Below are 25,558 nucleotides of genomic sequence, written 5' to 3' on the forward strand. Positions count from 1 at the left end.
CCCTAAAGCCTGCGGCACCGGGGCCGATAGTTACGCAGAGAGTCGCCGCGGCGGCGCGCATCCTGGGAGTCCGCATGGGCGGCACATTGCTGGAAAAGGTGGAACGGCATACCCGGCTGGCCGGCCACAACCGGGTGGCGATGCTGTTGTTCCGGCTCGGCGACGAGCAGTTGTTCGGCATCAACGTATTCAAGGTGCGCGAGGTTCTGCGGCGTCCGCCGCTGGAGCGGATGCCTGGCGTGCACGAGTTGCTGGCCGGCAGTTGCGACTATCGCGGGCAGACCATTCCGGTGATCGACCTGGCCGCCGCACTTGGTTACGCGCCGTTGCGCGACGTGGATTCGGCTCATCTGATGGTTACCGAGTTCAGCCGTTCGCTGCAGGGTTTTCTGGTGGCCGACCTGCAGCGGATGGTGCAGTGCGAAGGCGAGGCGCTGGTTGCGCCGTCCAGCACGCTGGGCTTCGGCGCGCGGGTCAACGCGGTGACGCGAGTCGACGGCGCACTGCTGGCGGTGGTCGACGTGGAGCACGTGCTGGCCAGCATCGACGGCACGCCGGCCACGCTGTCGGCGCACATGCAGCGGGCTGCCGGTGTGCGGTCGCTGGCGCCACGCCGGGTGATGGTGGTGGACGATTCGGTCATAGCCCGTCGCCGCCTGGTCAGCCTGTTCAAGCAGATGAATATCGAGTGTGTGGTGGCGAAGGACGGCCGCGAGGCGCTCGATCGGCTGCTGGAGATGGCGGCGGCCGATCCGGTCGAAGGGATCAAGCTGGTGGTGTCCGACATCGAGATGCCGCGGCTGGACGGCTACGCGCTCACCCGCGCCATCCGCGAGACGCCGAGCCTGCGCCAGCTCAAGATCCTCTTGCACAGCTCGCTCAGCGGCATGTTCAACGAGGCGATGGTGAAGGAGGTCAAGGCCGATTGCTTCGTCGCCAAGTTCCAGCCGGACCTGCTGGCACAGGCGGTGCTGGAGTTGCTGCCGGAACCGGCACTGCAGCCGGTCCCGGCGTCGACGGACTGATTCCCCGCACCCACGGCGGCACGCGTCAACAAACCGTCTCTCGGCGGCCGCGCCGCGTTGAGGGCGCCGCGCGCTACCGCACCAGCCCAGTCATAGCAAGGGTTTTCCCAGGGTGGCATGCAATTTGCCTCCAGCTCCATGCGGCAACTGCATGCGGAGCGAAGCGATGACCCTGACCCCAGACAACTTATTCGGCATCCACACCCGGGCTCTGGACTTGTGGCAGCGCCGCACCGAAGTGCTGGCCAACAATCTGGCCAATGCGGACACCCCGGGCTATCTGGCCCGAGACGTGGATTTTCGCAAGGTGCTGGCCGCGGCGGGCGGCGGTCCGGGCAACCTGCCATTGCAGGCGGGCACGCCCGGCCAGATCGGGACCGCCGGTCAGGCGGCGGACGGACTGGCCTACCGCGTGCCGACCCAGCCGAGCATGGACGGCAACACCGTCGACGAGCAGACCGAACAGGCCGCCTTCGCCGCCAACGGCGTGCATTACCAGGCCAGCCTTTCCTTCATCACGGCGCAGATCCGCATGTTGCGCACCGCGATCACGGGAGGACAGGGCTGATGTCGCTGTTCTCGATTTTCAACGTGGCCGGGTCCGGCATGGCCGCGCAGTCGCTGCGGCTGAACACGGTGGCCAGCAACCTGGCCAATGCCGACAGTGTGGCCAGTACGCCCGAAGCGGCCTACCGGGCGCGCGAGCCGCTGTTTGCCGCGATGCAGGGCCAGCCGGGCAGCGGCAACGCCGCCGGCGAAGGCGTACAGGTGCTCGGTCTCTCCGAGAGCCAGTCCGCTATCCCCAGCCGTTACGAACCGGGCAATCCGCTGGCTGATGCCGACGGCAACGTCTACGCCAGCAACGTCAACCCGGTCGATGAGCTGGTCAACATGATTTCGGCCTCGCGCTCGTACCAGAACAACGTCGAGGTCATGAATACCACCAAGCAGTTGATGGTGAAGACCCTCGACCTCGGCAAGTGACCGGAAGGAGCATCGCATGACCATCAACACCAATAACACCTTGCCTGGCAGCAGCACGCCTACGAGTTCGCCCAGCACCGCGGCGCTTGCCGGCGGCATGAGCCAGAGCGATTTCCTGAAGCTGATGACGACCCAGCTGCGGGCACAGGACCCCACCAACCCAGTCGACAACTCCCAGTTCGTATCCCAGATGGCGCAGTTCAGCCAGCTCTCGGCCACGCAGGATCTGCTGACCTCGGTGAATTCGCTGGGCAGTACCGTGAGCGGCGCCCTGCAGACTTCCCAGATGCTCGGCTCTTCGAGCCTGCTCAACCGTCAGGTGCTGGTGCCGTCGTCGGCGATCAGTTACAGCGGCAGCAGCGTGACCGGTGCTGCGAATGTCAGCACCGCGGGCAATGTCACCGTGAACATTGTCGACGCGACCGGAAAGGTCGTGCGCAGCATGAATCTGGGCAGCCAGAGCAGCGGGCTTTCCCAGTTCACCTGGGACGGCAAGGACGACAGTGGCAACCCGGTGGCGCAAGGCGCCTACAGCATGGCGGCGAGCAGCAACGGCAGTTCGCTGGATACCTATGTCGCCGGTGCCGTGACCTCGGTGGGTTACGGCGGCACGGGCGTGGGCACTTATCTGCAGGTGGCCGGTGTGGGCGGCGTCGCGCTCAGCCAGGTGGCACAGATTCTCTGACGACGTGTTTCACGCATCCATTCATTCGAGGAATACATCATGGCTCTGAATACAGCGCTCAGCGGAATCAATGCGGCCCAGTCGGACCTCAACGTCATCGCCAACAACATCTCGAACGCCAACACGACTGGCTTCAAGGGCTCGCGTGCGGAGTTCTCCGATGTCTTCGCGGTGACCGGGCTCAATCTGAACTCGACGGCGACCGGCAGCGGCACGCGTCTGCAGGATGTGGCGCAGCAGTTTGCCCAGGGCGACATCACCACCACCAACAACAGTCTCGATCTGGCGATCAGCGGCAACGGCTTCTTCGTCACCAACGACGGCAATGGTGTCGGCTATACGCGCGCCGGCGCTTTCCAGAAAGATCCCAATGGTTATGTGGTCACCAACAGCGGTGCCAAGCTGCAGGTCTATCCGTCCAATGGCGTTGGTGGATTTGATAGCAGCACGTTGACCGACCTGAAGCTGGTGACCGCCCAGAGCAATGCCAAGGCCACCTCGGTGGTGACCATGACCTCGAACCTGCCGGCGAGCGCCGCGGTGCCTGCGGTGCCGTTCAGTACCACCGATTCGACCAGCTACAACGATGCCACGCCCGTCACGGTCTACGACTCGCAAGGCGGTTCGCACCAGGGCACGGTGTATTACGCCAAGACCGGTACCAACACCTGGGACGCGCACCTGTACGTGGATGGCAACGCCGCCGGCGTCCAGTCGCTGACCTTCGACACCACCGGCAAGCTGACCACGCCGGCCAACGGCAATCTGACCTTCAATCCGGTGAATCTGGGCAACGGCTCCAATGCGCTGGCGCTGACGGTCAACGTCACCAACACCACCCAGTTCGGCACCGATTATTCGGCTGGCACGATCAGCCAGGACGGCTACGAGGCCGGCACCTTGTCCAACATCGACATCGACAGCAAAGGTGTGGTGACGGCGCATTACTCGAACAACCAGAGCAGCCAGATCGGCCAGCTGGCGATCGCCAATTTCGCCAACCTGCAGGGCCTGCGCCAGACCGGCAACACCTCCTGGGCGGCCAGCGGCGATTCCGGCACCGCCGTGATGGGAACGGCGGGGATCGGTCAGTTCGGCGCGATCCAGTCGGGTGCGCTGGAAGATTCCAATACCTCCGACACCACCGCGCAGCTGGTCAACATGATCAAGGCGCAGCGCAACTACCAGGCCAATGCGCAAGTGCTGACCACCGACAACACGCTGGCTTCCGCACTGTTCACCGCGGTCTCCAGGTAATCGACCGACATGGATCATTCGATCTATGTGGCAATGACCGGAGCGACGCAGATCATGCGCGCGCAGGAGGCCGTGAGCCACAATCTGGCGAATGCCTCCACGGTGGGTTTCAAGGGCGAGCTGAGCGCATTTCAAAGCCTGCCCGTGCTTGGCGGCGGACAGGCCACGCGCATCAATGCGGTTGCGCAAGGCCTGGGCCAGGATTTCAGCCAGGGTTCGACGACGAGTACCGGCCGTTCGCTGGACGTGGCGGTGCAGGGCAGCGGCTGGATCGCCGTGCAGGCACCGGACGGTTCGGAAGGCTACACGCGTGCCGGCGACCTGCAGCTGACCGCCGACGGCCAGTTGACGGATGCGCGGGGCAATCCGGTCATCGGCAACTCCGGTCCGATCAGCGTGCCCGACAGTGCCCAGATCAGCATAGGCAACGACGGCACGATCTCCACCGTGCCGGTCGGGGAGGGGCCGAACGCGGTATCGGCGCTGGATCGCATCCGTCTGGTCAATCCCGATCCCACCCAGCTGGTGCAGGGCAGCGACGGCTTGATGCACATGGCCGACGGCAGCCAGGCCGATGTGGACACCAGCATGCGCGTCACCTCCGGGGCGCTTGAGAGCAGCAATGTCAACGCCTCGGCCGAACTGGTGAAGATGATCGCACTGTCGCGGCAGTACGACATGCAGGTGAAGGCGATCAAGAGTGCCGACGACAACGCCGCGGCCGCCACCAAACTTCTGCAGTCCAGCTGATACGCGGCTGCCATCATTCACTGGAGTGACTCATGCTTTCTTCCCTCTGGATCGCCAAGACCGGCCTCGATGCGCAGCAGACGCGCATGGATGTCATATCCAACAACCTGGCCAATGCCAACACCACCGGCTTCAAGAGCTCGCGTGCCTCGTTCCAGGACCTGATCTACCAGAACAAGGGCCAGCCCGGCGGCCAGACCACCGAGCAGACGCAGTCGCCTTCGGGGCTGATGCTGGGCACCGGCGTGCGCGTGGCCGGCAGCGAGAAGCTGTTCACCCAGGGCAATATTTCGCAGACCGGCAACTCGCTGGACGTGGCGATCCAGGGCAACGGTTTCCTGCAGGTCAGCATGCCCGACGGCAGCGTCGCCTACACCCGCGACGGCTCGCTGCATACCGACGCCAACGGGCAACTGGTGACCGCCGAAGGTTATTCGCTCGATCCGGCGGTGACCCTGCCCAGCAACGTGCAGAGCATCACGATTGGCAGCGACGGCACGGTCTCGGCGACCGCCGCCGGCTCGGCGACGGCGGTGCAGGTTGGCACGCTGCAGCTGGCCGATTTCGTCAATCCGGCCGGCTTGCAGCCGCAGGGCGACAATCTGTATCTGGAAACCGCATCCAGCGGCACGCCGCAGACCGGGCAGCCGGGCTTGAACGGCATGGGTACGCTGCAGCAGGGCGCACTCGAATCCTCCAACGTCAACGTGGTGGAGGAGATGGTCAACATGATCGAGACGCAGCGCACCTACGAAATGAATTCCAAGGCGATCAGCAGCACAGACCAGATGCTGCAAGACCTCACGGACAAGATGTGAGAACGCCATGACATCGATCAACTCATGGTTGCGCGTCGCCGCCGTCATCGGCGGCTTGACACTGGCCGGTTGCACCATGGCACCCGTGCACGACGACGCACAGTGGGCAGCCACTGCGCCGATAGCTCCCGAGGCTCCGCCACCGGCCGATGGCGCCATCTATCACGATGCGAGGAACATGGAATTGTTCGCCGACCCGCGCGCGCATCGCGTCGGCGACATCCTCACCATCGTGCTGGCCGAGAGCACCCAGGCCAGCAAGAAGGCCACCACCAGCACCAGCAAGACCGACAAGACCTCGATCGAGGCGCCCACGATCCTTGGCCAGGGCCTGAGCATCGGTGGCAAGGCCGCCGGCATCAGCACCAATGGCGACCGCAGCTTTGCCGGCGACGGTTCCAGCAGCCAGAGCAATCAACTCACCGGCCAGATCACGGTGACCGTGGCGCAGCGGCAGTCCAACGGCAACCTGATGGTGCGCGGCGAAAAGTGGCTGACCATCAACCAGGGCCAGGAACTGGTGCGCATCTCCGGCATCGTGCGCCCGCAGGATATCGGCCAGGACAATACGGTCGCTTCCACCCGCGTGGCCGACGCGCGCATCAGCTACACCGGTCGCGGCTCGCTGGCCGATGCCAACACGCAGGGCTGGCTGTCGCGCTTCTTCAATTCCAAGTGGATGCCATTCTGATGCATGCCCCACGGCCTTCTTCCTCCTCCGTAGGAGCCCGCTGGCGGGCGATGCTCCTGCTCTGGATATCCCATGGAAAAGCATCGCCCGCCAGCGGGCTCCTACGGAACATGTGGGGCGTCGTGGCTTTGTGCGCGTGCGTTTCGACACCGGCGCATGCCGACAAGATCCGCGACCTGGCCCAGGTGGCCGGTGTGCGCAGCAACCAGCTGATCGGCTATGGCCTGGTGGTGGGCCTGGACGGCAGTGGCGACCAGACCACGCAGGCGCCCTTCACCACGCAGAGCCTGGAGAACATGCTGCAGCAGTTCGGCATCACCGTGCCGGCCAGCGCTCGTCCGCAGCTGAAAAATGCAGCGGCGGTGACGATCACCGCGGAACTGCCGCCGTTCGCCAAGCCGGGCCAGAACATCGACGTCACGGTGGCCTCGATCGGCAACGCCAAGAGCATTCGCGGCGGCGAGTTGCTGATGGCGCCGTTGCGCGGCGCCGACGGCAATGTCTACGCCATCGCGCAGGGTAGCGTGGTGGTGGGCGGCATCAGCGCGAAAGGCAAGAGCGGCTCCAGCGTGCAGGTGAATATTTCCGCCAGCGGACGTATTCCCAATGGCGCCTCGGTCGAGCGCAGCGTTGCCTCGTCGTTCGGCAACGGCGGCGCCATCATGCTCAACCTCAACACACCGGACTTCGTCACCGCCGCGCGCATCGCCAAGGCGGTGAACCAGGCTTACGGCGCCGGCACCGCGCAGGCCGTGGATGGCGGCTCGGTATCGGTGCGCGGTCCGCTCGATCCGTCGCAGAAAGTCGCGTGGCTCGGCGCGATCCAGGAACTGGATGTGATGCCCGGAGACGCGCCTGCACGCGTGGTGATCAACTCCCGCACCGGCACGGTGGTGATCGGCGCGGACGTCAGGGTCAGTGCCGCGGCGGTGGCGCATGGCGCAATCCAGGTGACGATCAGCGAACAGCCCCTGGTCAGCCAGCCGGCCCCGTTTTCGAACGGCCAGACCACCGTCGTTCCGAGCAGCAACGTGCAGATCAGCGAGGATGGCGCGCACATGTTCAAGTTCGGTCCGGGCGTAAGCCTGGATGCGATCGTTCGCGCGATAAACCAGGTGGGGGCAGCGCCGAGCGATCTCATCTCGATCCTGCAAGCGTTGAAGCAGGCCGGCGCGCTGCATGCGGAACTGGTCGTGATCTGATGGCCGCCGGCGACAGCACCATGCAGAGCGTCAATACCTGGACCGACCTGTCCGGGTTCAACGCCCTGCGCCAGAGTGCCCAGGCCGACAGCAAGGCGGCGTTGCCGGTGGTGGCGAAGCAGTTCGAATCCATCTTCACCCAGATGATGCTCAAGTCGATGCGCGACGCCAATTACGGCGACCCGCTGTTCGACAGCCAGGCGGGCGATGCCTGGCAGGGGCTGTTCGACCAGCAGCTGTCGGTGAATCTTTCCAGCCAGGGCCACGGGCTGGGTATCGCCGACCTGCTGATACGCCAGCTGGGCGGGAAAGACGCGCAGTCAGGCACGCCCACCCCGTCGGCGGCCGCCGCATCTTCGGGGCAGGCGGCGGCAGCCACGCTGGCGGATGAATGGCGCAAGCGTCTGTCGTCGGTTGCCGGCGTGGCGCGTTCGGCCGGGCAGGCGGTGTCCAAGTGGGTGCCGGACGACGCGCAGGAATTCGTCCGTGAGCTTGCCCCCCATGCACTGCAGGCGGCCAAACTGCTGGGTGTCTCCTTGCGCGCCGTGCTGTCCCAGGCCGCGCTCGAGACGCAGTGGGGAAAGCGCATGCCGGTGCGCGGCGATGGCAGCAGCAGCAACAATCTGTTCGGCATGAAGGCCGGTGGAAGCTGGGGCGGCGATCGCGTCAGCGTGCCGACCCTGGAATTCGAGGACGGTGTCGGGGTAAGGCGCAAGGCCCAGTTCCGCGCCTATGGTTCGCCGGCCGAGTCATTCGCCGACTATGCGCACCTGATTGGCGACAATCCCCGATATGCCGAGGCGCTGGGCAAGGGCGACGATGTGCTCGGTTTCGCGCGCGGACTGGTCAGTGGCGGTTACGCCACCGACCCCGCGTATGCCTCGAAGATCGCCGCCATCGCCAACAGTCCGGCCATGCGCCAGGCGCTGGCGGCACTCAAGAATGTCGGCGCAACGCCGACAACCTCCGAATAAAGCGCCCGGGAATCGCTCATGACGAATCTGCTCAATATCGGCATATCGGGTCTTTCCGCCGCCCAGGTGGCGCTCAATACGGTCGGCAACAACATCAGCAATACCAATACCGACGGCTACAGCCGTCAGGTAGTCCAGCAGGTCGAGCGGGTGACCCCGTCCAATGGGCGCTACACGATCGGCAGCGGCGTCGACGTTGTTTCGGTGCAACGCGCCTACAGCCAGTACCTCACCAGCGCGGTGTGGAACAGCAATGCCAGCCTGCAGCACGCGACCACTTTCAACGGCCTGACCGGCACGCTCAATAGCGCGTTCAGCTCAAGCGGCAATCTGCAGGGATCGCTGGATGCTTTCTATGGCGCCTTCAGCACGGTGGCCAATGCGCCGAGCAGCACGTCCGCCCGCGAAGGCTTGCTGGGCAGTGCCGGTTCGATGGTTGCGGTGTTCAACACGCTCGGCCAGCAGATGGGCTTGCAGCAAAGCCAGATCAACAGTCAGATCGGCAGCACCGTCACCAGCATCGACAGCGTCATCGGCAATATCGCCGATCTCAACAAGCAGATCCGCGAGGTCGGCGCCACCGGCCAGCCGAATGCGTTGCTCGATCAGCGCGACGCCCTGGTCAAGACGCTTTCCGGTTACGTGGGCATCTCCACTGTCGCCGAGAACGACGGCACGATGAGCGTGTACACGACCAACGGGCAGAGCCTGGTCAGCGGCAGCAATGCGTATCCGCTGTCCACCGGCGGCAATGCCTACGACGCCACTCGCAGCGATATCTTCGACAGTTCGGGCAACAACATCACGACCCGCCTGAGCGGCGGTTCGCTCGGTGCGTTGCTGGACTATCGGACGAATGTGCTCGATCCGGTGCAGAACCAGCTGGGTCAGGCGGCCCTGGCGCTGGCTTCTAGCGTCAATGCGCAGCAGGCCAAGGGGCTCGATCTCCACGGCAAGCAGGGCAGTCCCATATTCAATACGCCGTCGCCGACCGTGCTCGGTTCCAGCGCCAACCAGGGCAGTGCCGCCGTGACGGCGAAAGTCAGCGACATCTCCCAGCTCACCGCGTCCGACTATCTGCTGAGCTACGACGGCAGCCAATGGAACCTGCGGACCACCGCCGGGCAGAACGTCGCGCTGGCGACGAACGCGGATGGCAGCCTGTCGGCGGCTGGCCTGACCTTCAATGTATCCGGCGCGGCACAGGCCGGCGACAGTTACCAGATCCAGCCAACGCGCAACGCAGCCACCGGACTGGCGGTGAGCATGACCGATCCCGGCGGCATCGCCGCGGCGGCGGCGCTCACCGGCACGGCAGCCGGCGCCAACACCGGGACCGGCGCGGTCGGCACGGTCGGCGTGGCCGATGCATCGAATGCGGGTTTGCTGAGTACCGCAACCGTGAAGTTCAGCGCGCCCAATGCATATCAGGTCACCGATGCCAGCGGCAACGTGCTGGCCAGCGGCAGCTACACCTCGGGGCAGCCGATCACCGCCAACGGCTGGAGCCTGACGCTTACCGGTGCGCCGGCGGCCGGCGACAGTTTCCAGGTCGCGGCCAACACCAACGGCCTCAACGACAACAGCAACGCGCTGACGATGGCCGGGTTGGCCGATACCGGCGTGCTTGGCGCGGGCGCCACGTCGGTGCTCGGCGCCTACGCTAGCGTCACCACCCAGGTCGGCAGCGTGGGCAGCCAGGCGGCCACCACGCTGACCACGCAGACCAGTCTCTACGGTCAGGCCGTGTCGGCCCAGCAAAGCGTGTCGGGCGTCAACCTGGATGAAGAGGCCGCAAACCTGGTCAAGTACCAGCAGGCCTACCAGGCTTCGGCCCAGATCATCTCCACCTCCCAGTCCATCTTCACCAGCCTGTTGACGGCCATTCAGAGGTAATCGTCATGCGCCTTTCCACCAGCTGGATGTATCAGCAGTCGTTGAGCACCATGCTCAACCAGCAGAGTGCGCTGGCGGCGAGCCAGAATCAGGTGAGTACGGGCAAACGCATCAACGTGGCCTCGGACGATCCCGTCGGCGCCGGCAAGGTGATCAGCCTCGGCCACATTCTGGCGGCCAATACGCAGTACACCAGCAACATCGACAGCGCCAACACCCGGCTTTCCACCGAGCAGACGGCGCTCACCGCAGTGACCAACCTGCTGGACAGCGCGCGTTCGATGGCCGTGCAGGGCATCAATGGCTCACTGTCCAGCAGCGATCGCAAGGACATGGCGACGCAGCTCTCGCAGCTCCGCGACCAGCTGGTCCAGCTCGCCAACACGAGCGACAGCAACGGCAACGCCTTGTTCGCCGGCACCAGCACCACCGCGACACCTTTCGTGAAGGGCCCGAACGGTGCGGTGAGCTACACCGGCAACGATGCCCAGCTGATGGCATCGGTCGGTTCCGGCCTGCAGATCTATACCGGCGACGCCGGCAGCGGGCTGTTCATGAACATTCCTGCCGGCAACGGCAGTTTCACCGCCAGTGCCGGCGGCACCAACAGCGGCACGCTGGTGGTGGGCGCGAACAGCGTGAGCGATCCGGTCGCGTGGAACAGTGCCAGTGCGGCAAGCGGTGGCGGATATACCGTCAGTTTCGCCGCCGGCGGCAACTGGACGGCGAACGATGCTCACGGCAACCCGGTTCTCGACAGCAGCGGCAACCCTGTAGGCGGCGCCTATCAGGATGGCGGCAGCATCAGCTTCAACGGGATGTCCATCACGCTCAGCGGCACGCCCGCCGCAGGCGATACCGTCGCGGTGAAATCCGGCGGCAGCCAAGACATCTTCAGTGCGCTAGGCAACATGGTCGCCGTACTGCAGGGCAATGGCAGCGATGCCGATGTGGCCAACGGCCTCAACCGGCAGATCGAGTCGATCGACCAGGCGCTGGGCAGTGCGAGCAATGCCATGGTGGCGGTCGGCGGTCGCATGAATACGCTGGATCAGCAGAAAAGCGCGTATGCCGACCTGAGCGTGACGTACAAGAGTGCGCTGTCCGATACGCAGGATGTGGACGTCTATACGGCCATAAGCAATCTTTCCATGCAGACGGCTTCGTTGCAGGCCTCGCAGCAGGTATTCGCGCAGGTCAAGTCGCTCAGCCTGTTCAACTACATCAAGTAGCGCTCCCGATGTGCAGTGAAGCAGGCAGCAAACTCGCTGGAACGGAGGGCGATCCACGATCCAGGGTACGCAACGGTCGGTACGGCGCAAGTTTTCGGGTTTCCCGCATCAGCTAAGGCTTCCCGATGACTCCATGTCGAAAATAGCCACGGCCAGACGCTCAAGTATTTTTTTCGGGTGCCGAAAAACTCTCTGAGGCGGATGGCATTCCAACGTTGGAATCTTGCCGCTGGGACGCAGAACGTCCAAATAAACCGGCCTTTGGTTCCCGCAGGAGATACCCATGACACTTAGCATCTACACCAACATCAACTCGCTGACCGCGCAGAACAACCTGTCCAAGTCGCAGAGTGCCCTGTCCGAGGCCACTCAGCGCCTGTCGTCCGGCCTGAAGATCAACAGCGCTACCGACAACGCGGCGGGTTATGCGATCTCGACCAATTTCACCACCCAGATCGGCGGTCTCGGTCAGGCGAGCTCGAACGCCAGCGACGCGATCAACCTGGCGCAGACCACGCAGTCCGCGCTGAGCCAGGTCACCGCCAACCTGCAAGCCATCCGCGATCTGGCCGTGCAGTCGGCCAACGGCAGCTACACCAACGCCGACCGCACATCCATCGACACCGAAGTGCAGCAGCGTCTGTCGGAGATCACCCGCATCGCCAACCAGACCGATTTCAATGGTCAGAAGGTGCTGGACGGTTCGCTCGGCAACCTGAGCTTCCAGGTCGGCGCCAACGTCGGCCAGACCATCAGTGTCAACGTGAGCCAGGGCGTCAAGACCAGTCAGATCGGCGCGATCGCCGAAGTTTCCAGTGGCGCGATTCCGGCAGCCGCGTTTACGGCCAGCTCCGGCTCGGTCACCGGTTCGGCGGCAGCGGATGTTACCGGTACGCCGTATACCTTCAGCGTCGACGGCCATTCCGTCACCACGGCGGCGGCCGATACCTCCGCTGCCCTGCTGCAGACCGACGTCCAGAACCAGCTGAACGCCTCGGCACCCGGCGCTTACACGGTCAGCAACACGGCCGGCAAGTTCACCATCACGAACAACGCCACCGGCACCGCGTCGACGGCACCGGTGATCAGCGGCACGGGCACCACCAACTTCGTCGGCGCTGCGCCGGTTTCGGTGGCAGGTGCCGCCAACAGCCTGGGCAGCGAAGGCCTTTCGGTCAATGGAACGGCGATCAACCTGAGCGGCGTAACCAATGTGCAGGGGCTGTCCGACGCCGTCAATGCAGCGAATATCTCGGGCGTCACGGCCGCGGTGAATGCGGCGGGCACCGGCATCAACTTCTACTCCAGCGATGCCACCAAGGGCCTGACCATTACCGATACCGGCGCTCAGGTGGTCACTGCCGCGGCGACGAATGGCAACGGCGGCGCCTATACCGTCGGCACCAAAGCAGCGGTCGGCGGCAGCCTCGCCACCGGCACGGTGGGTACGGTGGACGGGGCCAATGACCTGATCTCGCGCATCGATGTGGCGCTGAACACGGTGAGCAATCTGAACAGCACCCTGGGTGCGGTACAGAACCGTTTCCAGTCGACCATCTCGACGCTTGGTTCGCAGCAGAACAACCTGGCCTCCTCGCAGAGCACCATTCGGGACGCCGATTTCGCGGCGGAGACGGCCAACCTGAGCAAGGCCAACATCTTGCAGCAGGCGGGTATCTCGGTGCTCGCACAGGCCAACTCGGCGCCGCAGCAGGTACTGAAGCTGCTGCAGTAACAGTAGTAACCGGGCCTGCCGCGGGAATCGCGCGACAGGCCCGGGCAGGCTTTGAAGCGATCGGGCGGCGCATGCGAAAGCATCGTCGCCCGGCCGACAGGAGCCGCCGGCAAAGCCCTTGCTCGCGATTGCGAGGTCTTTGCCGGAGACTCGCGGCTCTCGCCCCCGATGGGCGGGGCAGGATTCAACCCAACGAGACTCGCCATGACCAGTGTCACATCCGGAGGCAGCCTGAGCTCACTGCTCAATGCTTTGACCGGCTCATCCAGCTCCAGTGGTACCCCGAGTTCTTCCACCGGGACCGGCCAGGCGATTCTCAGCTCCGCCGGCATCGGTTCGGGCCTGGACGTGACCTCGATCGTGACCGCCCTGGTCAACGCCAAGCAGGCGGCGCCGCAGGCCCAGATCACCAATGCCGTCAATGCGGCCAACAGCACGTTGACCGGCCTCGGCACGCTGAGCAGCACGCTGAATTCGCTGCAGTCGGCGGTGACTGCGCTGACCAATGCCAGCACGTATGACAGCTACACGGCCTCGTTGGCCGCCACCACGATCGGCACCGTCAGTACGCTGAGCAATGCGTCGCCGGGAAGCTATGCCCTGAATGTGACGCAGCTGGCCACGGCGCAGCAACGCACCAGTTCGGCCTATGCCGGCACCGCCGCCATTGGCAGCGGCACGCTGAATATCGCCGTCGGCAGCAGCAACGTCAGCATTGCCGTCTCGTCCACCGCCACCTTGTCGGACATCGCCACCGCGATCAATGGCGCATCGGGCAATCCCGGCGTGATCGCCACGGTGATCAACGGCACCGGTGGTTCGCAGCTGTTGCTGAGCTCCGGCAAGACCGGCGTGGTCAACGGCTTCACGATCAGCGCGGCCGGCGGCAGCAGCTCCGGACTGGCCAGCCTGGCGACCGGCCTGAATACGGCGGGCAGCAGCGAAGCCAAGGATGCGCAGCTGACGCTCAACGGCATCGGCGTCAGCAGTGCCAGCAATGCGGTCAGCGGCGCCATCGATGGCGTGACTCTAAACCTGGCCGCCACGGGCAGCACCACCTTGAGCGTGACGCAGGACACCAGCAGCACGGTGACCGCCATCCAGGCCTTCGTGACCGCCTACAACAGTTATGCGAGCTCCATCGGCACGCTTTCCAGCTACAACGCCACCACTCATGCGTCCGGCCCGTTGCTGGGTGATTCCACCCTGAACTCGGTACAGAGCCAGATCTCCGGCGCCCTCAGCAAGAGTGTGCCCGGCAACAGCATCGGTTCGCTGGCCAGTCTGGGGATCACCCGTCAGGCCGACGGCACGCTGTCGGTGAACTCGACCACGCTGAACGCCGCTCTCAGTGCGAACCCGGCCGCGGTGAAGGATCTCTTTTCCGGAACGAACGGCTATGCGACCCATCTCGACACGGTCATCGGCACGTTCACGTCGAGTACCGGGATCATCCCGACGCGGCAGCAGAGCATCACCAGCAGCCTGAGCACGCTCTCGACCCAGCAGACGGCCTTGAACGCCCGAATGGCGGTCTATCAGCAGCAATTGCAGGCCCAATACACCAACCTCGACACGTTGATGTCAAGCCTGAACAACACCAGCAGCTTCCTGACGACCACGCTGGCCCAGTTGAACAACACGTCGAAGAACTGATCTGGCAGGAGACCGAAATGACCAACGGGTACATGCGCAAAGCCAGCGCGATCTATCAGCAGAACAGCGCGCGCGGCAGCGTCGAGGACGCCGATTCCCACCAGTTGATCGGCATGCTGCTGGAGGGCACCATCGATCGGGTCATCCAGGCGCGCGGCCACATGATCCACGGCAACACGGCCGAGAAGGGCGGCAACATCACGCGGGCGGTGGCCATCGTGGGCGAGCTGCGCAATAGCCTCGATCACAAGGCGGGCAGCGCCATCAGCGAACGGCTCGATGCGCTGTATGAATATGTTTCCCGCCGGCTCCTGTTTGCCCAGCTCAATGACGATCCCGCTGCACTGGACGAAGTGGTGCAACTGCTCACCCCCATCCGTGATGGCTGGCAGGGAATCCGCGGCAGCTATCTGGCGGGCGGCCGGCAAGCGGCAGGTGCGATGCGATGAGCGGCCTGGGGCAAGCCGCATCGCAGCAGGCCGCATTGCAGCAGGCGCTGCAGTTGAGCGCGCAGATGCTTGGCGCGGCACGGGCACAGGAGTGGGGTGTCATTGTCGACCTGCGTCCCGGATACGATGCCGTACTCCAGCGGGGAACCCCGGCGACGGAGGCAAACCGCGGGATACTGCTGGAACTCCAGTGCCAGCATCGGCAGCTGGTGGAGCTCGTCGACCGGGCCCGCGACCGGGTACGCACGGAGCTGGAGCAGCAGCAGCGCAATCACCGGGCGCTGAACGCCTATCTGATGCCGTGCGACGAAGATTGATCGGATCGCAGCAGACGCGGGTAGGTCCAGTGCGCCTTATCGGTTATGGTGGCCACCGCACGGTTTGATTGCCCGCCTTCGCCGCAGGGCAAATCCGTCTGCCGGCGGCCGGGTGGATCCAATACAGGATGATTGCCTCATGCAAGACGATGCGTGGCTGACATTTTCAGAGCGCGTGAGCTGCGAGGACGACTGTCATTTCGACTGCGAACCGCTGGAGAACCCCCTTTCGCCGGCGCAGGCCCTGCGCCAGAGCGAACGAAACGCCCATGTGCTGGCCACCATCGGCGCGCTCGAGGAGCACCACGCGGATGCCGGCGAGGACGACAGTCCGCTGATGCAGGAAATGCTGCGGATGGACGCGAAGCTCAACGCACTGATCGAGATCGTCAATCATCTGCTGGTGCGCGGAGGGGACCTGTCGCCGCGGCAATCGCTGCGTTTCAATGCGATTGGTGCGGTGTTGCCTGCGGCGGCTGTGCCGGCAGGTCGGACATCGTTGCTGCTGCGCCTGCGTTTCGATGTCTGTCGCAGCCTGCCGCTTGAGCTGGCCGCGCGCGTAGAGCGCGCGTTGGACGACGGACGGATCTTTGTGGTGTTTGCGCCGCAGAGTGACGCGGTGAGTGACGCAATTGAGCGTCTGGTTTTTCGCCATCACCGACGCAAAGTGGCAGAGGCGCGCCAGGTATCCATCTGACTTGGTCTGACTTGCGAATCCAGTCGACATTTTTCGTGTGATGCAATTCGCATATTCGAGCGTCGACCCGCGAATCTTTTGACTCCCGTCGCACATGCCACCAGCGGCACGTCACATTGCGGATTGCAAAAAACATTCTCTGTTTCATGCAGTTACGTCGTATTTCTGCACATGGCCCAGGTGGTCGCGGCCTCCAGTTTTTCCGACACGTGACGTTTTGCCGGCACGATCGCCCGAAAAGCTGGCCCTCTTATTGCTCATGGTTCATCAGGCCGGCGACGGAAAGTCGGCGACGATGAAAAAGGCAGTCCCGCTGGAAGCATGGGGTTTGCCAAATGTGCAATACGGAGAGAGTGATGCAGAAATTCGACTTCCTGGTAATCGAGTCCAACGAGACGCGCGCGAATTCCATGCTCTCGGCACTCCATTTCCTGGGCTACCGGCCGCAACACGGAGCGACCTGCAGCGGGATCGACGAATCCACTCATGCGTGGCGCGCGGTCTATATAGGCGGCATCGACGACGCGGCCGAGGCAGAGCGCCAGTTCTCGATGCTCGGCGCCGCCGCCGCTCACATACCGGTACTGCTGGCTGAGGATTCGCCGTGGACCGAACGCTTCAGCGCAGCGGCCTCGCCGTTTGCGACGCGGCTGGCCACGCTGGCGTTTCCGTTGAGCTACGGCAAGATGGTCGAGGCCATGCGCAGCATCTATGCGCGACTGCTCGGCAGCCAGGCCAGCGGCCTGCGCTTCGTCGGCAACTCGGCGCCGATGGTTCGCGTCAACGCGCTTATCCGCCAGGTGGCGCCGTTCGATTCCAGCGTGCTGGTGCTGGGCGAGTCGGGCACCGGCAAAGAGATGGTGGCGCGCGCCATCCATGAAGGTTCGCCGCGCCGCGACAAGCCGTTCGTGGCGATCAACTGCGGCGCGATTCCGGCCGAGCTGCTGGAGAGCGAGTTGTTCGGCCACGAAAAGGGCGCCTTCACCGGTGCGATCACCGCGCGCAAGGGCCGCTTCGAAATGGCAGAAGGCGGCACCTTGTTCCTGGACGAGATCGGCGACATGAGCCTGCCGATGCAGGTGAAGCTGCTGCGCGTGCTGCAGGAGCGCGCCTATGAACGGGTCGGCGGCAACAAGACCCAGCGCTGCGACGTTCGCATCATCGCGGCGACCCATCGCAACCTGGAGCAGTCGATCGCCAACGATCGCTTCCGCGAGGACCTGTTCTATCGCCTCAGCGTGTTTCCGCTGGAACTGCCGTCGCTGCGCGAGCGGCTGGAAGATATGCCGCTGCTGATCACCGAATTCAACCAGCGGCTGGCCCGCCGGGGGCTGGGCGTGGTGCGCTTCAGCGCCGGCGCGATGCAGTCGCTGCGCGCCCATGCATGGCCGGGCAACGTGCGCGAGCTTTCCAATCTGGTCGAGCGCATGGCGATCCTGTTTCCGCACGGCGAGGTGCGCAGCAGCGACCTGCCGGAAAAATATCGCGGCGAGCACGCCGGCGACGAAGTGCACGGCGCGGCATTGCTGGCGCTGATGGAAGACGAGATGCCACTGGGCGAGTGCGCATTGCATCCGGTATCCGAATCGCAGCGCATGTTGCCTGAGAACGGACTCGACCTTAAGGATCACCTGGCCGACATCGAGGTGGGCCTGATCCGCCAGGCGCTGGACGCCACCGGCGGCGTGGTGGCGCATGCGGCGCGGCTGCTGCACATGCAGCGCACCACCCTGGTGGAAAAGCTGCGCAAGTACGGCCTGCAGAACGGCCTCGCGGCCTGATCCGCATGCGGGTTTCAGGGGAACGGCAAACCGCAGCGGCGCGACACGCGCGGCCGGTTCGCGCCGGTCATGCACGGTCCCGCGGCGCTGTTTTCCCTCTGCATTCCGATGGCACGGCTCGTGCTTTTACCCCTGTAAACCCGTCACGCGCCGGGATTCCGTCATGAGGCAAGCGACATGAGCACGATCGACGTCAACAACCTGCTTGCCCAGATGCGCCAGATGTCGGCGCAGGTGCGTGCGCCGGAAACCGCGTTCAAAGCGGCGCCGATCGGCGCGCAGCCGGATTTCTCTTCCCTGCTCAAGCAGTCGATTTCCGCCGTGGGCCGCAGCCAGATGGAGGCGGGCAATATGGCCGCGAGTTTCGAGCGCGGCGATCCCGGCGCGGATCTCGGCCGCACGATGGTCGCGGTGCAGAAGGCCGACCTGTCCTTGCGCGCGATGGTTGCGGTGCAGAGCAAGCTGGTGGATGCCTACAAGGACATCATGAACATGCCGGTCTGACGCGTCTCGCGTCGATCTTCACCTTATTCTAGACAACGAGCAGCATCATGGCCGACAACGCCATCGCGAATACCGGGAACAACGGTTCGCGCCTGGATCCCTTCAAACAGATCGCCCGCAATCCGGCAATGCGCCAGCTGGTGCTGCTGGTGGCGATAGCCGCCGCGGTGGCGCTCGGCGTAGCCGTGGTGCTGTGGTCGCGCGGGCCGAACTTCGGTCTGCTGTATGCCGGCCTGGAACAGAAGGACGCCTCGGCGATCACGCAGGAGCTGCAGTCCAGCAACACCCCTTACCAATTGAGCGCCGATGGCTCGTCGATCATGGCGCCGGCCGCCGACCTGGCGGCGCTGCGGCTGAAGCTGGCGGCGAAAGGATTGCCGCAGGGCAGCGCCGCCAGCATGCTGCCGGCCGCCGATTCGCCGTTCGGCATGAGCGACCTGGCCGAACGCACGCGCTATCAGCAACTGCTGGAAACCGATCTGGGCACCACCATCGGCGGGCTGCAATCGGTGCGTGCCGCGCGCGTGCACCTGGCCCTGCCCAAGCCGTCGGCCTTCATCCGCGACAATCGCGCGGCCAGCGCATCGGTACTGGTCACGCTGTATCCGGGCCGCCAGCTCGACGCCGGCCAGGTGGCGGCGATCGTGCATCTGGTGTCGGCCAGCGTGCCGGACCTCGATGCGCGCCAGGTTTCGGTGATCGACCAGCAAGGCCAGTTGCTCACCAGCGATCCGGACAGCCCCGGCGCGGTGGACGACAACCGTCTGCGCATGGCAACGCGGATCGAGAACACCTATGCCCAGCGCATCGAGGATCTGCTGACGCCGCTGGTCGGCCCCGGCCGGGTGCGCGCGCAGGTATATGCGGATCTGGATTTCAGCCAGAGCGAGAAAGCCACCGAAACCTTCGGTCACGATCATCCTGCGCTGCGCAGCGAGCAGACCAGTAGCGAGCAGCACGGAGGCGACGCGGCGGCCGCCGGCGGCGTCCCCGGTGCACTGAGCAACCAGCCGCCGATACCGACGGCTCAGCCGACGGCGGCCAAACCCAATGCGGGCAAGGCAGCGGCGGCCACCGGCGCGGCCACCAGCACGACCAGTTCGGGCGACAGCTCCAGCAGCGCCACCCGCAATTACGAGCTCGACCGCACGATCAGCCATGTCAGCGATCCGGCCGGCCGGCTTGCCCGCCTCACCGTGGCGGTGGTGCTGGACGACAAGCTGGTCAATCCCGCCGCGCCGGCCAGCAGCTCGTCGAGCGCGACCGAGAACAAGACGGTGCCGTTCACCGCGCAGGAGCTGCAGCGCCTGACCGAGCTGACCAAGAACGCGGTGGGTTTCGACGCTGCCCGCGGCGACAGCGTCAGCGTGGTGAACCAGGCCTTCCATCACGGTGCCGTGCCCGATGCATTGCCGGAGACGCCGCTGTGGGAGCGCCCCGGCGCGATGGACCTGATCAAGCAAGGCCTCGGCGTGCTGATGGCGCTGCTGGTGGCGTTCGGCCTGCTGCGTCCGCTGCTGAAGGGGCTGGCGCGGGGCGAGACCGCATCGCGCGCATTGGCCGCGCCGATGCCCAAGATTTCGGTAAGAGTCGATGACGAACCCGCCGCCAACGAACCGGTGCGGCTCGCCGGCGCCGTGCCGACGCTTGCGTACGAGCAGCGCATCGGCCAGGCCCGGCGGATGGTGGGCGAAAACTCCAAACAGGTGGCGCAGGTCGTGAAGAACTGGGTGAGCGAAGATGGCAACTAACCGGTCCGACGCGCCCATCAACGGCGCACAACGCGCGGCGATCCTGCTGCTCACGCTGGGTGAGCAGGATGCCGCCGAGGTGCTCAAGCATCTCAGCGCACGCGACGTGCAGGCCGTCGGCACCGCGATGGCCGCGCTCTCCAGCGTGTCGCGCGAACACGTCGAACACGCGCTGGAGAAACTCAACGAAGACATGGGCCGGCAGACCTCGCTGGGCGTGGGCACCGAGGAATACATCCGCAAGATTCTGGTCAACGCGCTGGGCGAGAACAAGGCCGGCGGCCTGATCGACCGCATCCTGCTGGGGCGCAGCAGCAAGGGGCTGGAATCGCTGAAGTGGATGGAGAGCCGCGCCATCGCCGAGATGATCAACCAGGAGCACCCGCAGATCATCGCGCTGGTGCTGGCGCACCTCGAGCCCGACCAGGCGGCCGAGGTGATCGGTTACCTGCCGCCGCGCGTGCGCTCCGATGCGGTGATGCGCATCGCCACGCTGGACGGCGTGCAGCCGCATGCGCTGAACGAGCTGGACGAGATCATGGAGCGCCAGTTCTCGGGCAACAACAAGAAGCTCAAATCCGCCAACGTTGGTGGCCTGAAGGCCGCCGCGGACATTCTCAACGCGATGGAAGGCAGCCGCGAGGCCGAGCTGATGACCGCCATCCGCAGCCATGACGATGCCTTGGGCGGGCGCATCGAGGACTTGATGTTCGTATTCGAGGACCTGGCCGAACTGGACGACCGCGGCATGCAGACGCTGCTGCGCGAAGTGCCGTCGGGCACCTTGATCACGGCGCTGAAGGGCGCCGAGCCGGAGATTCGCGAAAAGATTTTCGCCAACATGTCCAAGCGTGCCGCCGACATGATGCGCGACGATCTCGAAGTGAAGGGGCCGGTGCGTCTGAGCGAGGTCGACGCCGCCCAGAAAGAAGTGCTGGCGATCGCCCGCAAACTTTCCGACGCCGGCCAGCTCAGCCTCGCCAGCGGCGGGGATGAGTTCGTCTGATGGCCGTCGCGATCCACACCCTGGCACAGGATTTCCAGCGCTGGGAACTGCCCAACGTGGGTACCCAGCCGACGGCATCGAAGGCGGCCAATGCATCGCCCCAGCCCACCGTGCACGAACTGGCTGCGCTGGAACAGCAGGCGCGCGACGAGGGCTACGCCGCCGGCCAGGCCGAGGGCAGGGCCGCAGCGCAGGTGCAGTTGCGCCAGCGCATGGCGCAGCTCGATGCGTTGTACGAGGCGGCCGCGCGGCCGTTGCAGACTCTCGACGAACAGACCGGACAGGAACTGGCCCGGCTGGCGACCATAGTGGCCAGCCGGGTGATCGTGCGCGAGCTGAAGCTGGCGCCGGGACTGATCGCCAACGCCGTACGCCAGGCGGCCAGCGCGCTGCCTGCGGCCACCCGCGAGCTGCGCGTGCATGTGCACCCGGACGACCTGGCCTTGCTGCAGGAACTCGGCGCGGCGGAAAGCCATTGGCAGCTGCTGGCCGATCCCGCGCTGGCGCGCGGCGATTGCCAGCTGGAAAGCGCGCGTTCGCGGCTCGACGGACGGGTGGAAACCCGCCTGGCCGCGATCGTCGATGCGGTGCTGGGCGACGACGCCAACGGCCCCGACGAATGAACAACCCTCCCCACAATCCCCGTAGGAGCCCGCTAGCGGGCGATGCTCTTGCTCTGATGCCGATATCACGTAGGAGCCCGCTAGCGGGCGATGCTCTTGCTCTGATGCCGATATCACGTAGGAGCCCGCTAGCGGGCGATGCTCTTGCTCTGTTGTCGATATCACGTAGGAGCCCGCTAGCGGGCGATGCTCTTGCTCTGATGTCCGGTAGGGAAAATCAAAACAGAGGCATCGCCCGCGAGCGGGCTCCTACGGGTTTGGGGTTGGGTGGGGGAATTCAAAACAGAGGCATCCCCCGCGAGCGGGCTCCTACGGGTTTGGGGGTGGGTGGGGGGAATTCAAAACAAAGGCGGCCGATGGTGGTGTCGCGGGAGTGTGGCGCGTGACCACAGGGGCAATCCTCGCCGCGCGTCAGGCGCGCTGGCAGCAGCAGCTGGCGCGGCGCAGTGCGCGGGCCGAGGTGGCGCGCACGTTGACCGTGGAGGGTAGCCTGCGCCGCGTGGTTGGCCTGACCCTGGAAGCGGAAGGCTGCGAGGCCGCGCTCGGTGCGCGTTGCCTGGTCGATACGGCCGATGGCGCGAAACTCGAAACCGAGGTGGTCGGCTTTGCCGACGAACGCCTGCTGCTGATGCCGGTAGGCGACATGCATGGCGTGCTGCCCAATGCGCGGGTTCGCCCGTGCGTACACAGCGGCGGCCTGCCGGTGGGCTTGGGCTTGCTGGGCCGGGTGATAGGCGCCGATGGCGTGCCGCTGGACGGGCTGGGTCCGCTGGACTCGGACGAGCATGCCGCGCTCAAGCGCGAGCCGATCAACCCGATGGCACGCAAGCCGATCGACGCGCCACTGGATGTCGGCGTGCGCGCGATCAACGCGCTGCTCACCGTCGGACGCGGCCAGCGGCTAGGCCTGTTCGCCGGCTCCGGCGTCGGCAAGTCGACTTTGCTGGGCATGATGACCCGCTACACCAACGCCGACGTGGTGGTGGTCGGACTGATCGGCGAGCGCGGCCGCGAGGTGAAGGAATTCGTCGAACACACGCTGGGTCAGGAAGGTCGTCGGCGCGCGGTGATCGTCGCCGCACCGGCCGATGCGCCGCCGCTGAAGCGGCTGCGCGGCGCGCAGTACGCCACCGCCATCGCCGAGTGGTTTCGCGATCGGGGCCAGCGCGTGTTGCTGCTGATGGATTCGCTGACCCGCTACGCCCAGGCGCAGCGCGAGATCGCGCTGGCGATCGGCGAGCCGCCTGCCACGAAGGGATATCCGCCGTCGGTATTCGCGATGATGCCGGCGCTGGTCGAGCGCGCCGGCAACGATGCGGAGGGGCGCGGTTCGATCACCGCGTTCTACACCGTGCTGACCGAGGGCGACGACTACCGCCACGATCCGATCGCCGATGCCGCACGGGCGATTCTGGACGGCCATATCGTGCTGTCGCGCGATCTGGCCGAGGCCGGCCATTACCCGGCCATCGACATCGAGGCATCGATCAGCCGCGTGATGCCCGCGGTGGTGACACGCGAGCATCTGCGCTCCGCGCAGCGCTTTCGCCAGGTCTATTCGGCCTATCGCCAGCAGCGCGACCTGATCGCGGTGGGCGCTTACCAGAGGGGCTCCGATCCACAGGTGGACCAGGCGATCGAGATGTGGCCGCAGCTGCGCGCGTTCCTTCTGCAGGAGGTCGACGAACCGATGACACTTGAAGTGGCGATCGCCAATCTGGGCGAACTGGCCAGGCAGGTGGCCGGATGAATTCGCGCGCCAGGCAATTGCAGCCGGCGGTGGAGCAGGCTCGCCAGCGCAGCGAGGATGCCTTGTTGAAGCTGGCCGCGCAGCAACAACTGCTGGCCAGGGCCGAGCACCAGCTGGGCGAGCTGCGCCGCTATCGGCAGGAATACGCGGAGAGCGGCGCGGGCGCCCTGAGCGTGGCGGCGCTGCTCAACCGGCAGACTTTCATCGAACGGATCGATCAGGCCATCGTGCAGCAGACCGCCGAGATAGCCCGCCAGGTCCGCCAGCTGGAACAGGTGCGCGATCACTGGAAGCGATCCCATGCGCGCGAAAGCGCGCTGGACAGCGTCGTCGCGCAGCACCTGGAACACGAGCGCCGTGCCGAGGACCGGCATGAGCAAGCCGAAGTCGACGAGCGCCAGCAGCACCGGCGGCCGCGATGAACGGCTTTTACCCGCACCGACGGTTGTCCGCCGCCAATCCATGCATTGAAGGAGCGATCACACCATGACCGCCTACGCTGTTGGTTCCACGCCCGCCGCCGTGCCGGCTCCGAGCAGCACGCCGGCTGCCGGCGCGCAGGATGGGGCCGCGCCAGGTCATTTCGAAAACCAGCTGGATGCCGCCAGGCAGCGCGCCGCACCGCGCGATCGCGAGCCCAGGCCGACGGAGCCGAATGCCCGTGACTCGGCTTCGAAGCCGAGCACGCCGAACAACCATCGGACAGACGCGGCGCGGACGACCGATCCGCGGGACCCGTCGAAGACAGCCTTGGCAAAACCGCCGGCGACCACGCCGGCGGACGTGCCGACATCGGCGGCGCTCGGGATGCCGGTGGTGGCGGCTGCCGAAGCCGGGGCGGCGGACGCGAAGACGTCGACCGATGCCACCAAGGTGGACGACCACGCCGCTTCCGCACTGGCCGGCGCCATGCTGGCCCTGATCGGGCCGGCGGTGGCCGGCGCGTTGCGGCCCGCCGCCGCTGCCGGAGCCGCCGACGCGCTCGGGCAGACCGGCAAGATCGTGGCGACGGATGCACAGGCGGCGATGCTGTCGCTCGCCGATGCCGCGGGTGCGGCAGCCGCAACCACCAGTCCTTGGCCCGGCATGTTGACCGCGGCGAAGGACCTGCTGCCGGTTTCCACGACCGCAAAGGATTCCTCCACAGCCGATGCCGCGCCGTCGATGGCGATGTCCGCCTTGCCGACGCCGGTCACCGCGCCGGCGTTGCCGGTGCTGCACCTGCAGTCGCCGGTGGGAAGCCAGGGCTTTGCCCAGGAGCTCGGCCAGCAGGTCGCCTGGCTGGGCGGCCAGGACATCAAGCAGGCGCGGATCCGTTTGCATCCCGCGGAGCTGGGATCGCTCGACGTGCAGGTCAGCCTGAGCCATGGCCGTGTCGATGTGGTGTTCAGCGCGCAACACCCTGGCGCGGTGGCGGCGGTGCAGCAGAGCCTGCCGCAACTCGATCACATGCTGGCGCAAAACGGTCTTTCGCTGGGCCACGCCGAGGTCGGCCAGCACGATCGCGGCGATCGCCAGGGTCGGGCCGCCGACGCAGGCGGCGCGACCCTGGACGAGCCGGGAGAGATCGACGCCGTCGGCAGCATCACGCTGGGTCAGATCGGTCTGCTCGACGCGTTCGCCTGACCCTTTCCGGCGCCATCGCGCGCCGTTCCGCTCCGCAGGAAACCCCCGGCACCGCTTGCCCGCCACCGTGCGTTCGCAGCCGTCGCCGCGCCCGCCGTGATCGCGTCGTGACGCGATCACGGCGGGCGTCAAGAAAGCGCCGCGAGTCT

At 65.7% G+C, this 25,558-nt stretch carries 25 protein-coding genes; all 25 read left to right on the forward strand.

Annotation, left to right across the window (positions count from 1 at the left end; genetic code table 11):
* The first annotated feature begins 74 nt into the window (after positions 1 to 74).
* The 25 genes from ACFPPB_RS03860 (at position 75) to ACFPPB_RS03980 (ending at position 25,409) form a co-directional block, all read left to right on the forward strand.
* The gene (locus tag ACFPPB_RS03860; RefSeq protein WP_377324594.1) at positions 75 to 1,025 is read left to right on the forward strand and encodes a chemotaxis protein; all 951 of its coding nucleotides are present in this window, start codon (positions 75 to 77) and stop codon (positions 1,023 to 1,025) included.
* Between the two features lie 166 nt (positions 1,026 to 1,191).
* Positions 1,192 to 1,593, forward strand: coding sequence for a flagellar basal body rod protein FlgB (gene flgB, locus ACFPPB_RS03865; protein ID WP_377324596.1), 402 nt, complete (start codon positions 1,192 to 1,194; stop codon positions 1,591 to 1,593).
* Positions 1,593 to 2,009 (forward strand): flagellar basal body rod protein FlgC, encoded by a 417-nt coding sequence (gene flgC / locus ACFPPB_RS03870; protein ID WP_377324598.1) that lies wholly within the window; start codon positions 1,593 to 1,595, stop codon positions 2,007 to 2,009. The genes flgB and flgC overlap by 1 nt, the downstream gene beginning before the upstream one ends.
* 16 nt (positions 2,010 to 2,025) lie before the next feature.
* Positions 2,026 to 2,694: a flagellar hook assembly protein FlgD gene (locus tag ACFPPB_RS03875; protein ID WP_377324600.1), complete on the forward strand. Its 669-nt coding sequence runs from the start codon at positions 2,026 to 2,028 to the stop codon at positions 2,692 to 2,694.
* Between the two features lie 39 nt (positions 2,695 to 2,733).
* Positions 2,734 to 3,951 (forward strand): flagellar hook protein FlgE, encoded by a 1,218-nt coding sequence (gene flgE / locus ACFPPB_RS03880; RefSeq protein ID WP_377324602.1) that lies wholly within the window; start codon positions 2,734 to 2,736, stop codon positions 3,949 to 3,951.
* A 9-nt stretch (positions 3,952 to 3,960) separates the two neighbouring features.
* Positions 3,961 to 4,701, forward strand: coding sequence for a flagellar basal-body rod protein FlgF (gene flgF, locus ACFPPB_RS03885; RefSeq protein WP_377324604.1), 741 nt, complete (start codon positions 3,961 to 3,963; stop codon positions 4,699 to 4,701).
* 32 nt (positions 4,702 to 4,733) lie between these two features.
* Positions 4,734 to 5,519, forward strand: a complete 786-nt coding sequence (flgG, locus tag ACFPPB_RS03890) for a flagellar basal-body rod protein FlgG (protein ID WP_377324606.1) — start codon at positions 4,734 to 4,736, stop codon at positions 5,517 to 5,519.
* A 7-nt stretch (positions 5,520 to 5,526) separates the two neighbouring features.
* Positions 5,527 to 6,210 carry a flagellar basal body L-ring protein FlgH gene (gene flgH / locus ACFPPB_RS03895; protein WP_377324608.1) on the forward strand — a complete coding sequence of 228 codons (684 nt, stop codon included), beginning with the start codon at positions 5,527 to 5,529 and terminating at the stop codon, positions 6,208 to 6,210.
* Between the two features lie 110 nt (positions 6,211 to 6,320).
* Entirely contained in the window at positions 6,321 to 7,412 is a 1,092-nt protein-coding gene (locus ACFPPB_RS03900; protein ID WP_377324609.1) for a flagellar basal body P-ring protein FlgI, read from the forward strand.
* Entirely contained in the window at positions 7,412 to 8,386 is a 975-nt protein-coding gene (gene flgJ, locus ACFPPB_RS03905) for a flagellar assembly peptidoglycan hydrolase FlgJ (RefSeq protein ID WP_377324611.1), read from the forward strand. Before ACFPPB_RS03900 ends, flgJ begins: the two co-directional genes overlap by 1 nt.
* A gap of 18 nt (positions 8,387 to 8,404) precedes the next feature.
* Complete coding sequence (flgK, locus tag ACFPPB_RS03910; protein WP_377324613.1) at positions 8,405 to 10,282, forward strand: flagellar hook-associated protein FlgK; 1,878 nt, start codon at positions 8,405 to 8,407, stop codon at positions 10,280 to 10,282.
* A gap of 5 nt (positions 10,283 to 10,287) precedes the next feature.
* Positions 10,288 to 11,514 carry a flagellar hook-associated protein FlgL gene (flgL, locus tag ACFPPB_RS03915; protein WP_377324615.1) on the forward strand — a complete coding sequence of 409 codons (1,227 nt, stop codon included), beginning with the start codon at positions 10,288 to 10,290 and terminating at the stop codon, positions 11,512 to 11,514.
* Positions 11,515 to 11,797: 283 nt separating this feature from the next.
* Complete coding sequence (locus ACFPPB_RS03920) at positions 11,798 to 13,249, forward strand: flagellin N-terminal helical domain-containing protein (RefSeq protein WP_377324617.1); 1,452 nt, start codon at positions 11,798 to 11,800, stop codon at positions 13,247 to 13,249.
* A 204-nt stretch (positions 13,250 to 13,453) separates the two neighbouring features.
* Positions 13,454 to 14,905: a flagellar filament capping protein FliD gene (gene fliD, locus ACFPPB_RS03925; RefSeq protein ID WP_377324619.1), complete on the forward strand. Its 1,452-nt coding sequence runs from the start codon at positions 13,454 to 13,456 to the stop codon at positions 14,903 to 14,905.
* A 17-nt stretch (positions 14,906 to 14,922) separates the two neighbouring features.
* The gene (gene fliS / locus ACFPPB_RS03930) at positions 14,923 to 15,354 is read left to right on the forward strand and encodes a flagellar export chaperone FliS (RefSeq protein WP_377324621.1); all 432 of its coding nucleotides are present in this window, start codon (positions 14,923 to 14,925) and stop codon (positions 15,352 to 15,354) included.
* Positions 15,351 to 15,671 (forward strand): flagellar protein FliT, encoded by a 321-nt coding sequence (gene fliT / locus ACFPPB_RS03935; RefSeq protein ID WP_377324623.1) that lies wholly within the window; start codon positions 15,351 to 15,353, stop codon positions 15,669 to 15,671. Before fliS ends, fliT begins: the two co-directional genes overlap by 4 nt.
* A gap of 271 nt (positions 15,672 to 15,942) precedes the next feature.
* On the forward strand, positions 15,943 to 16,368 hold the full coding sequence (locus ACFPPB_RS03940; protein WP_377324625.1) for a PilZ domain-containing protein: 426 nt from the start codon (positions 15,943 to 15,945) through the stop codon (positions 16,366 to 16,368).
* 356 nt (positions 16,369 to 16,724) lie between these two features.
* On the forward strand, positions 16,725 to 18,149 hold the full coding sequence (locus tag ACFPPB_RS03945) for a sigma-54 dependent transcriptional regulator (RefSeq protein ID WP_377324627.1): 1,425 nt from the start codon (positions 16,725 to 16,727) through the stop codon (positions 18,147 to 18,149).
* A 177-nt stretch (positions 18,150 to 18,326) separates the two neighbouring features.
* Positions 18,327 to 18,653, forward strand: coding sequence for a flagellar hook-basal body complex protein FliE (gene fliE / locus ACFPPB_RS03950; RefSeq protein ID WP_377324629.1), 327 nt, complete (start codon positions 18,327 to 18,329; stop codon positions 18,651 to 18,653).
* Between the two features lie 47 nt (positions 18,654 to 18,700).
* Complete coding sequence (gene fliF / locus ACFPPB_RS03955) at positions 18,701 to 20,404, forward strand: flagellar basal-body MS-ring/collar protein FliF (protein WP_377324631.1); 1,704 nt, start codon at positions 18,701 to 18,703, stop codon at positions 20,402 to 20,404.
* 16 nt (positions 20,405 to 20,420) lie between these two features.
* Positions 20,421 to 21,410, forward strand: a complete 990-nt coding sequence (fliG, locus tag ACFPPB_RS03960; protein ID WP_218587798.1) for a flagellar motor switch protein FliG — start codon at positions 20,421 to 20,423, stop codon at positions 21,408 to 21,410.
* On the forward strand, positions 21,410 to 22,033 hold the full coding sequence (locus ACFPPB_RS03965; RefSeq protein WP_377324633.1) for a FliH/SctL family protein: 624 nt from the start codon (positions 21,410 to 21,412) through the stop codon (positions 22,031 to 22,033). Before fliG ends, ACFPPB_RS03965 begins: the two co-directional genes overlap by 1 nt.
* Before the next feature lie 382 nt (positions 22,034 to 22,415).
* Positions 22,416 to 23,783 carry a flagellar protein export ATPase FliI gene (gene fliI, locus ACFPPB_RS03970; protein WP_377324635.1) on the forward strand — a complete coding sequence of 456 codons (1,368 nt, stop codon included), beginning with the start codon at positions 22,416 to 22,418 and terminating at the stop codon, positions 23,781 to 23,783.
* Positions 23,780 to 24,205, forward strand: coding sequence for a flagellar export protein FliJ (gene fliJ, locus ACFPPB_RS03975; protein ID WP_377324637.1), 426 nt, complete (start codon positions 23,780 to 23,782; stop codon positions 24,203 to 24,205). Before fliI ends, fliJ begins: the two co-directional genes overlap by 4 nt.
* A gap of 64 nt (positions 24,206 to 24,269) precedes the next feature.
* Positions 24,270 to 25,409: a flagellar hook-length control protein FliK gene (locus ACFPPB_RS03980; protein WP_377324639.1), complete on the forward strand. Its 1,140-nt coding sequence runs from the start codon at positions 24,270 to 24,272 to the stop codon at positions 25,407 to 25,409.
* The last annotated feature ends 149 nt before the right edge of the window (positions 25,410 to 25,558 follow it).

The organism is Rhodanobacter terrae, from assembly GCF_042657005.1.
GTDB classification, from domain to species: Bacteria; Pseudomonadota; Gammaproteobacteria; order Xanthomonadales; family Rhodanobacteraceae; genus Rhodanobacter; species Rhodanobacter terrae.

Bases quoted from the DNA above. Each gene is read 5' to 3' on its own strand.
- ACFPPB_RS03860 (WP_377324594.1), top strand. From the start codon at position 75: ATGGGCGGCACATTGCTGGAAAAGGTGGAACGGCATACCCGGCTGGCC.
- flgB (WP_377324596.1), top strand. From the start codon at position 1,192: ATGACCCTGACCCCAGACAACTTATTCGGCATCCACACCCGGGCTCTG.
- flgC (WP_377324598.1), top strand. From the start codon at position 1,593: ATGTCGCTGTTCTCGATTTTCAACGTGGCCGGGTCCGGCATGGCCGCG.
- ACFPPB_RS03875 (WP_377324600.1), top strand. From the start codon at position 2,026: ATGACCATCAACACCAATAACACCTTGCCTGGCAGCAGCACGCCTACG.
- flgE (WP_377324602.1), top strand. From the start codon at position 2,734: ATGGCTCTGAATACAGCGCTCAGCGGAATCAATGCGGCCCAGTCGGAC.
- flgF (WP_377324604.1), top strand. From the start codon at position 3,961: ATGGATCATTCGATCTATGTGGCAATGACCGGAGCGACGCAGATCATG.
- flgG (WP_377324606.1), top strand. From the start codon at position 4,734: ATGCTTTCTTCCCTCTGGATCGCCAAGACCGGCCTCGATGCGCAGCAG.
- flgH (WP_377324608.1), top strand. From the start codon at position 5,527: ATGACATCGATCAACTCATGGTTGCGCGTCGCCGCCGTCATCGGCGGC.
- ACFPPB_RS03900 (WP_377324609.1), top strand. From the start codon at position 6,321: ATGTGGGGCGTCGTGGCTTTGTGCGCGTGCGTTTCGACACCGGCGCAT.
- flgJ (WP_377324611.1), top strand. From the start codon at position 7,412: ATGGCCGCCGGCGACAGCACCATGCAGAGCGTCAATACCTGGACCGAC.
- flgK (WP_377324613.1), top strand. From the start codon at position 8,405: ATGACGAATCTGCTCAATATCGGCATATCGGGTCTTTCCGCCGCCCAG.
- flgL (WP_377324615.1), top strand. From the start codon at position 10,288: ATGCGCCTTTCCACCAGCTGGATGTATCAGCAGTCGTTGAGCACCATG.
- ACFPPB_RS03920 (WP_377324617.1), top strand. From the start codon at position 11,798: ATGACACTTAGCATCTACACCAACATCAACTCGCTGACCGCGCAGAAC.
- fliD (WP_377324619.1), top strand. From the start codon at position 13,454: ATGACCAGTGTCACATCCGGAGGCAGCCTGAGCTCACTGCTCAATGCT.
- fliS (WP_377324621.1), top strand. From the start codon at position 14,923: ATGACCAACGGGTACATGCGCAAAGCCAGCGCGATCTATCAGCAGAAC.
- fliT (WP_377324623.1), top strand. From the start codon at position 15,351: ATGAGCGGCCTGGGGCAAGCCGCATCGCAGCAGGCCGCATTGCAGCAG.
- ACFPPB_RS03945 (WP_377324627.1), top strand. From the start codon at position 16,725: ATGCAGAAATTCGACTTCCTGGTAATCGAGTCCAACGAGACGCGCGCG.
- fliE (WP_377324629.1), top strand. From the start codon at position 18,327: ATGAGCACGATCGACGTCAACAACCTGCTTGCCCAGATGCGCCAGATG.
- fliF (WP_377324631.1), top strand. From the start codon at position 18,701: ATGGCCGACAACGCCATCGCGAATACCGGGAACAACGGTTCGCGCCTG.
- ACFPPB_RS03965 (WP_377324633.1), top strand. From the start codon at position 21,410: ATGGCCGTCGCGATCCACACCCTGGCACAGGATTTCCAGCGCTGGGAA.
- fliJ (WP_377324637.1), top strand. From the start codon at position 23,780: ATGAATTCGCGCGCCAGGCAATTGCAGCCGGCGGTGGAGCAGGCTCGC.
- ACFPPB_RS03980 (WP_377324639.1), top strand. From the start codon at position 24,270: ATGACCGCCTACGCTGTTGGTTCCACGCCCGCCGCCGTGCCGGCTCCG.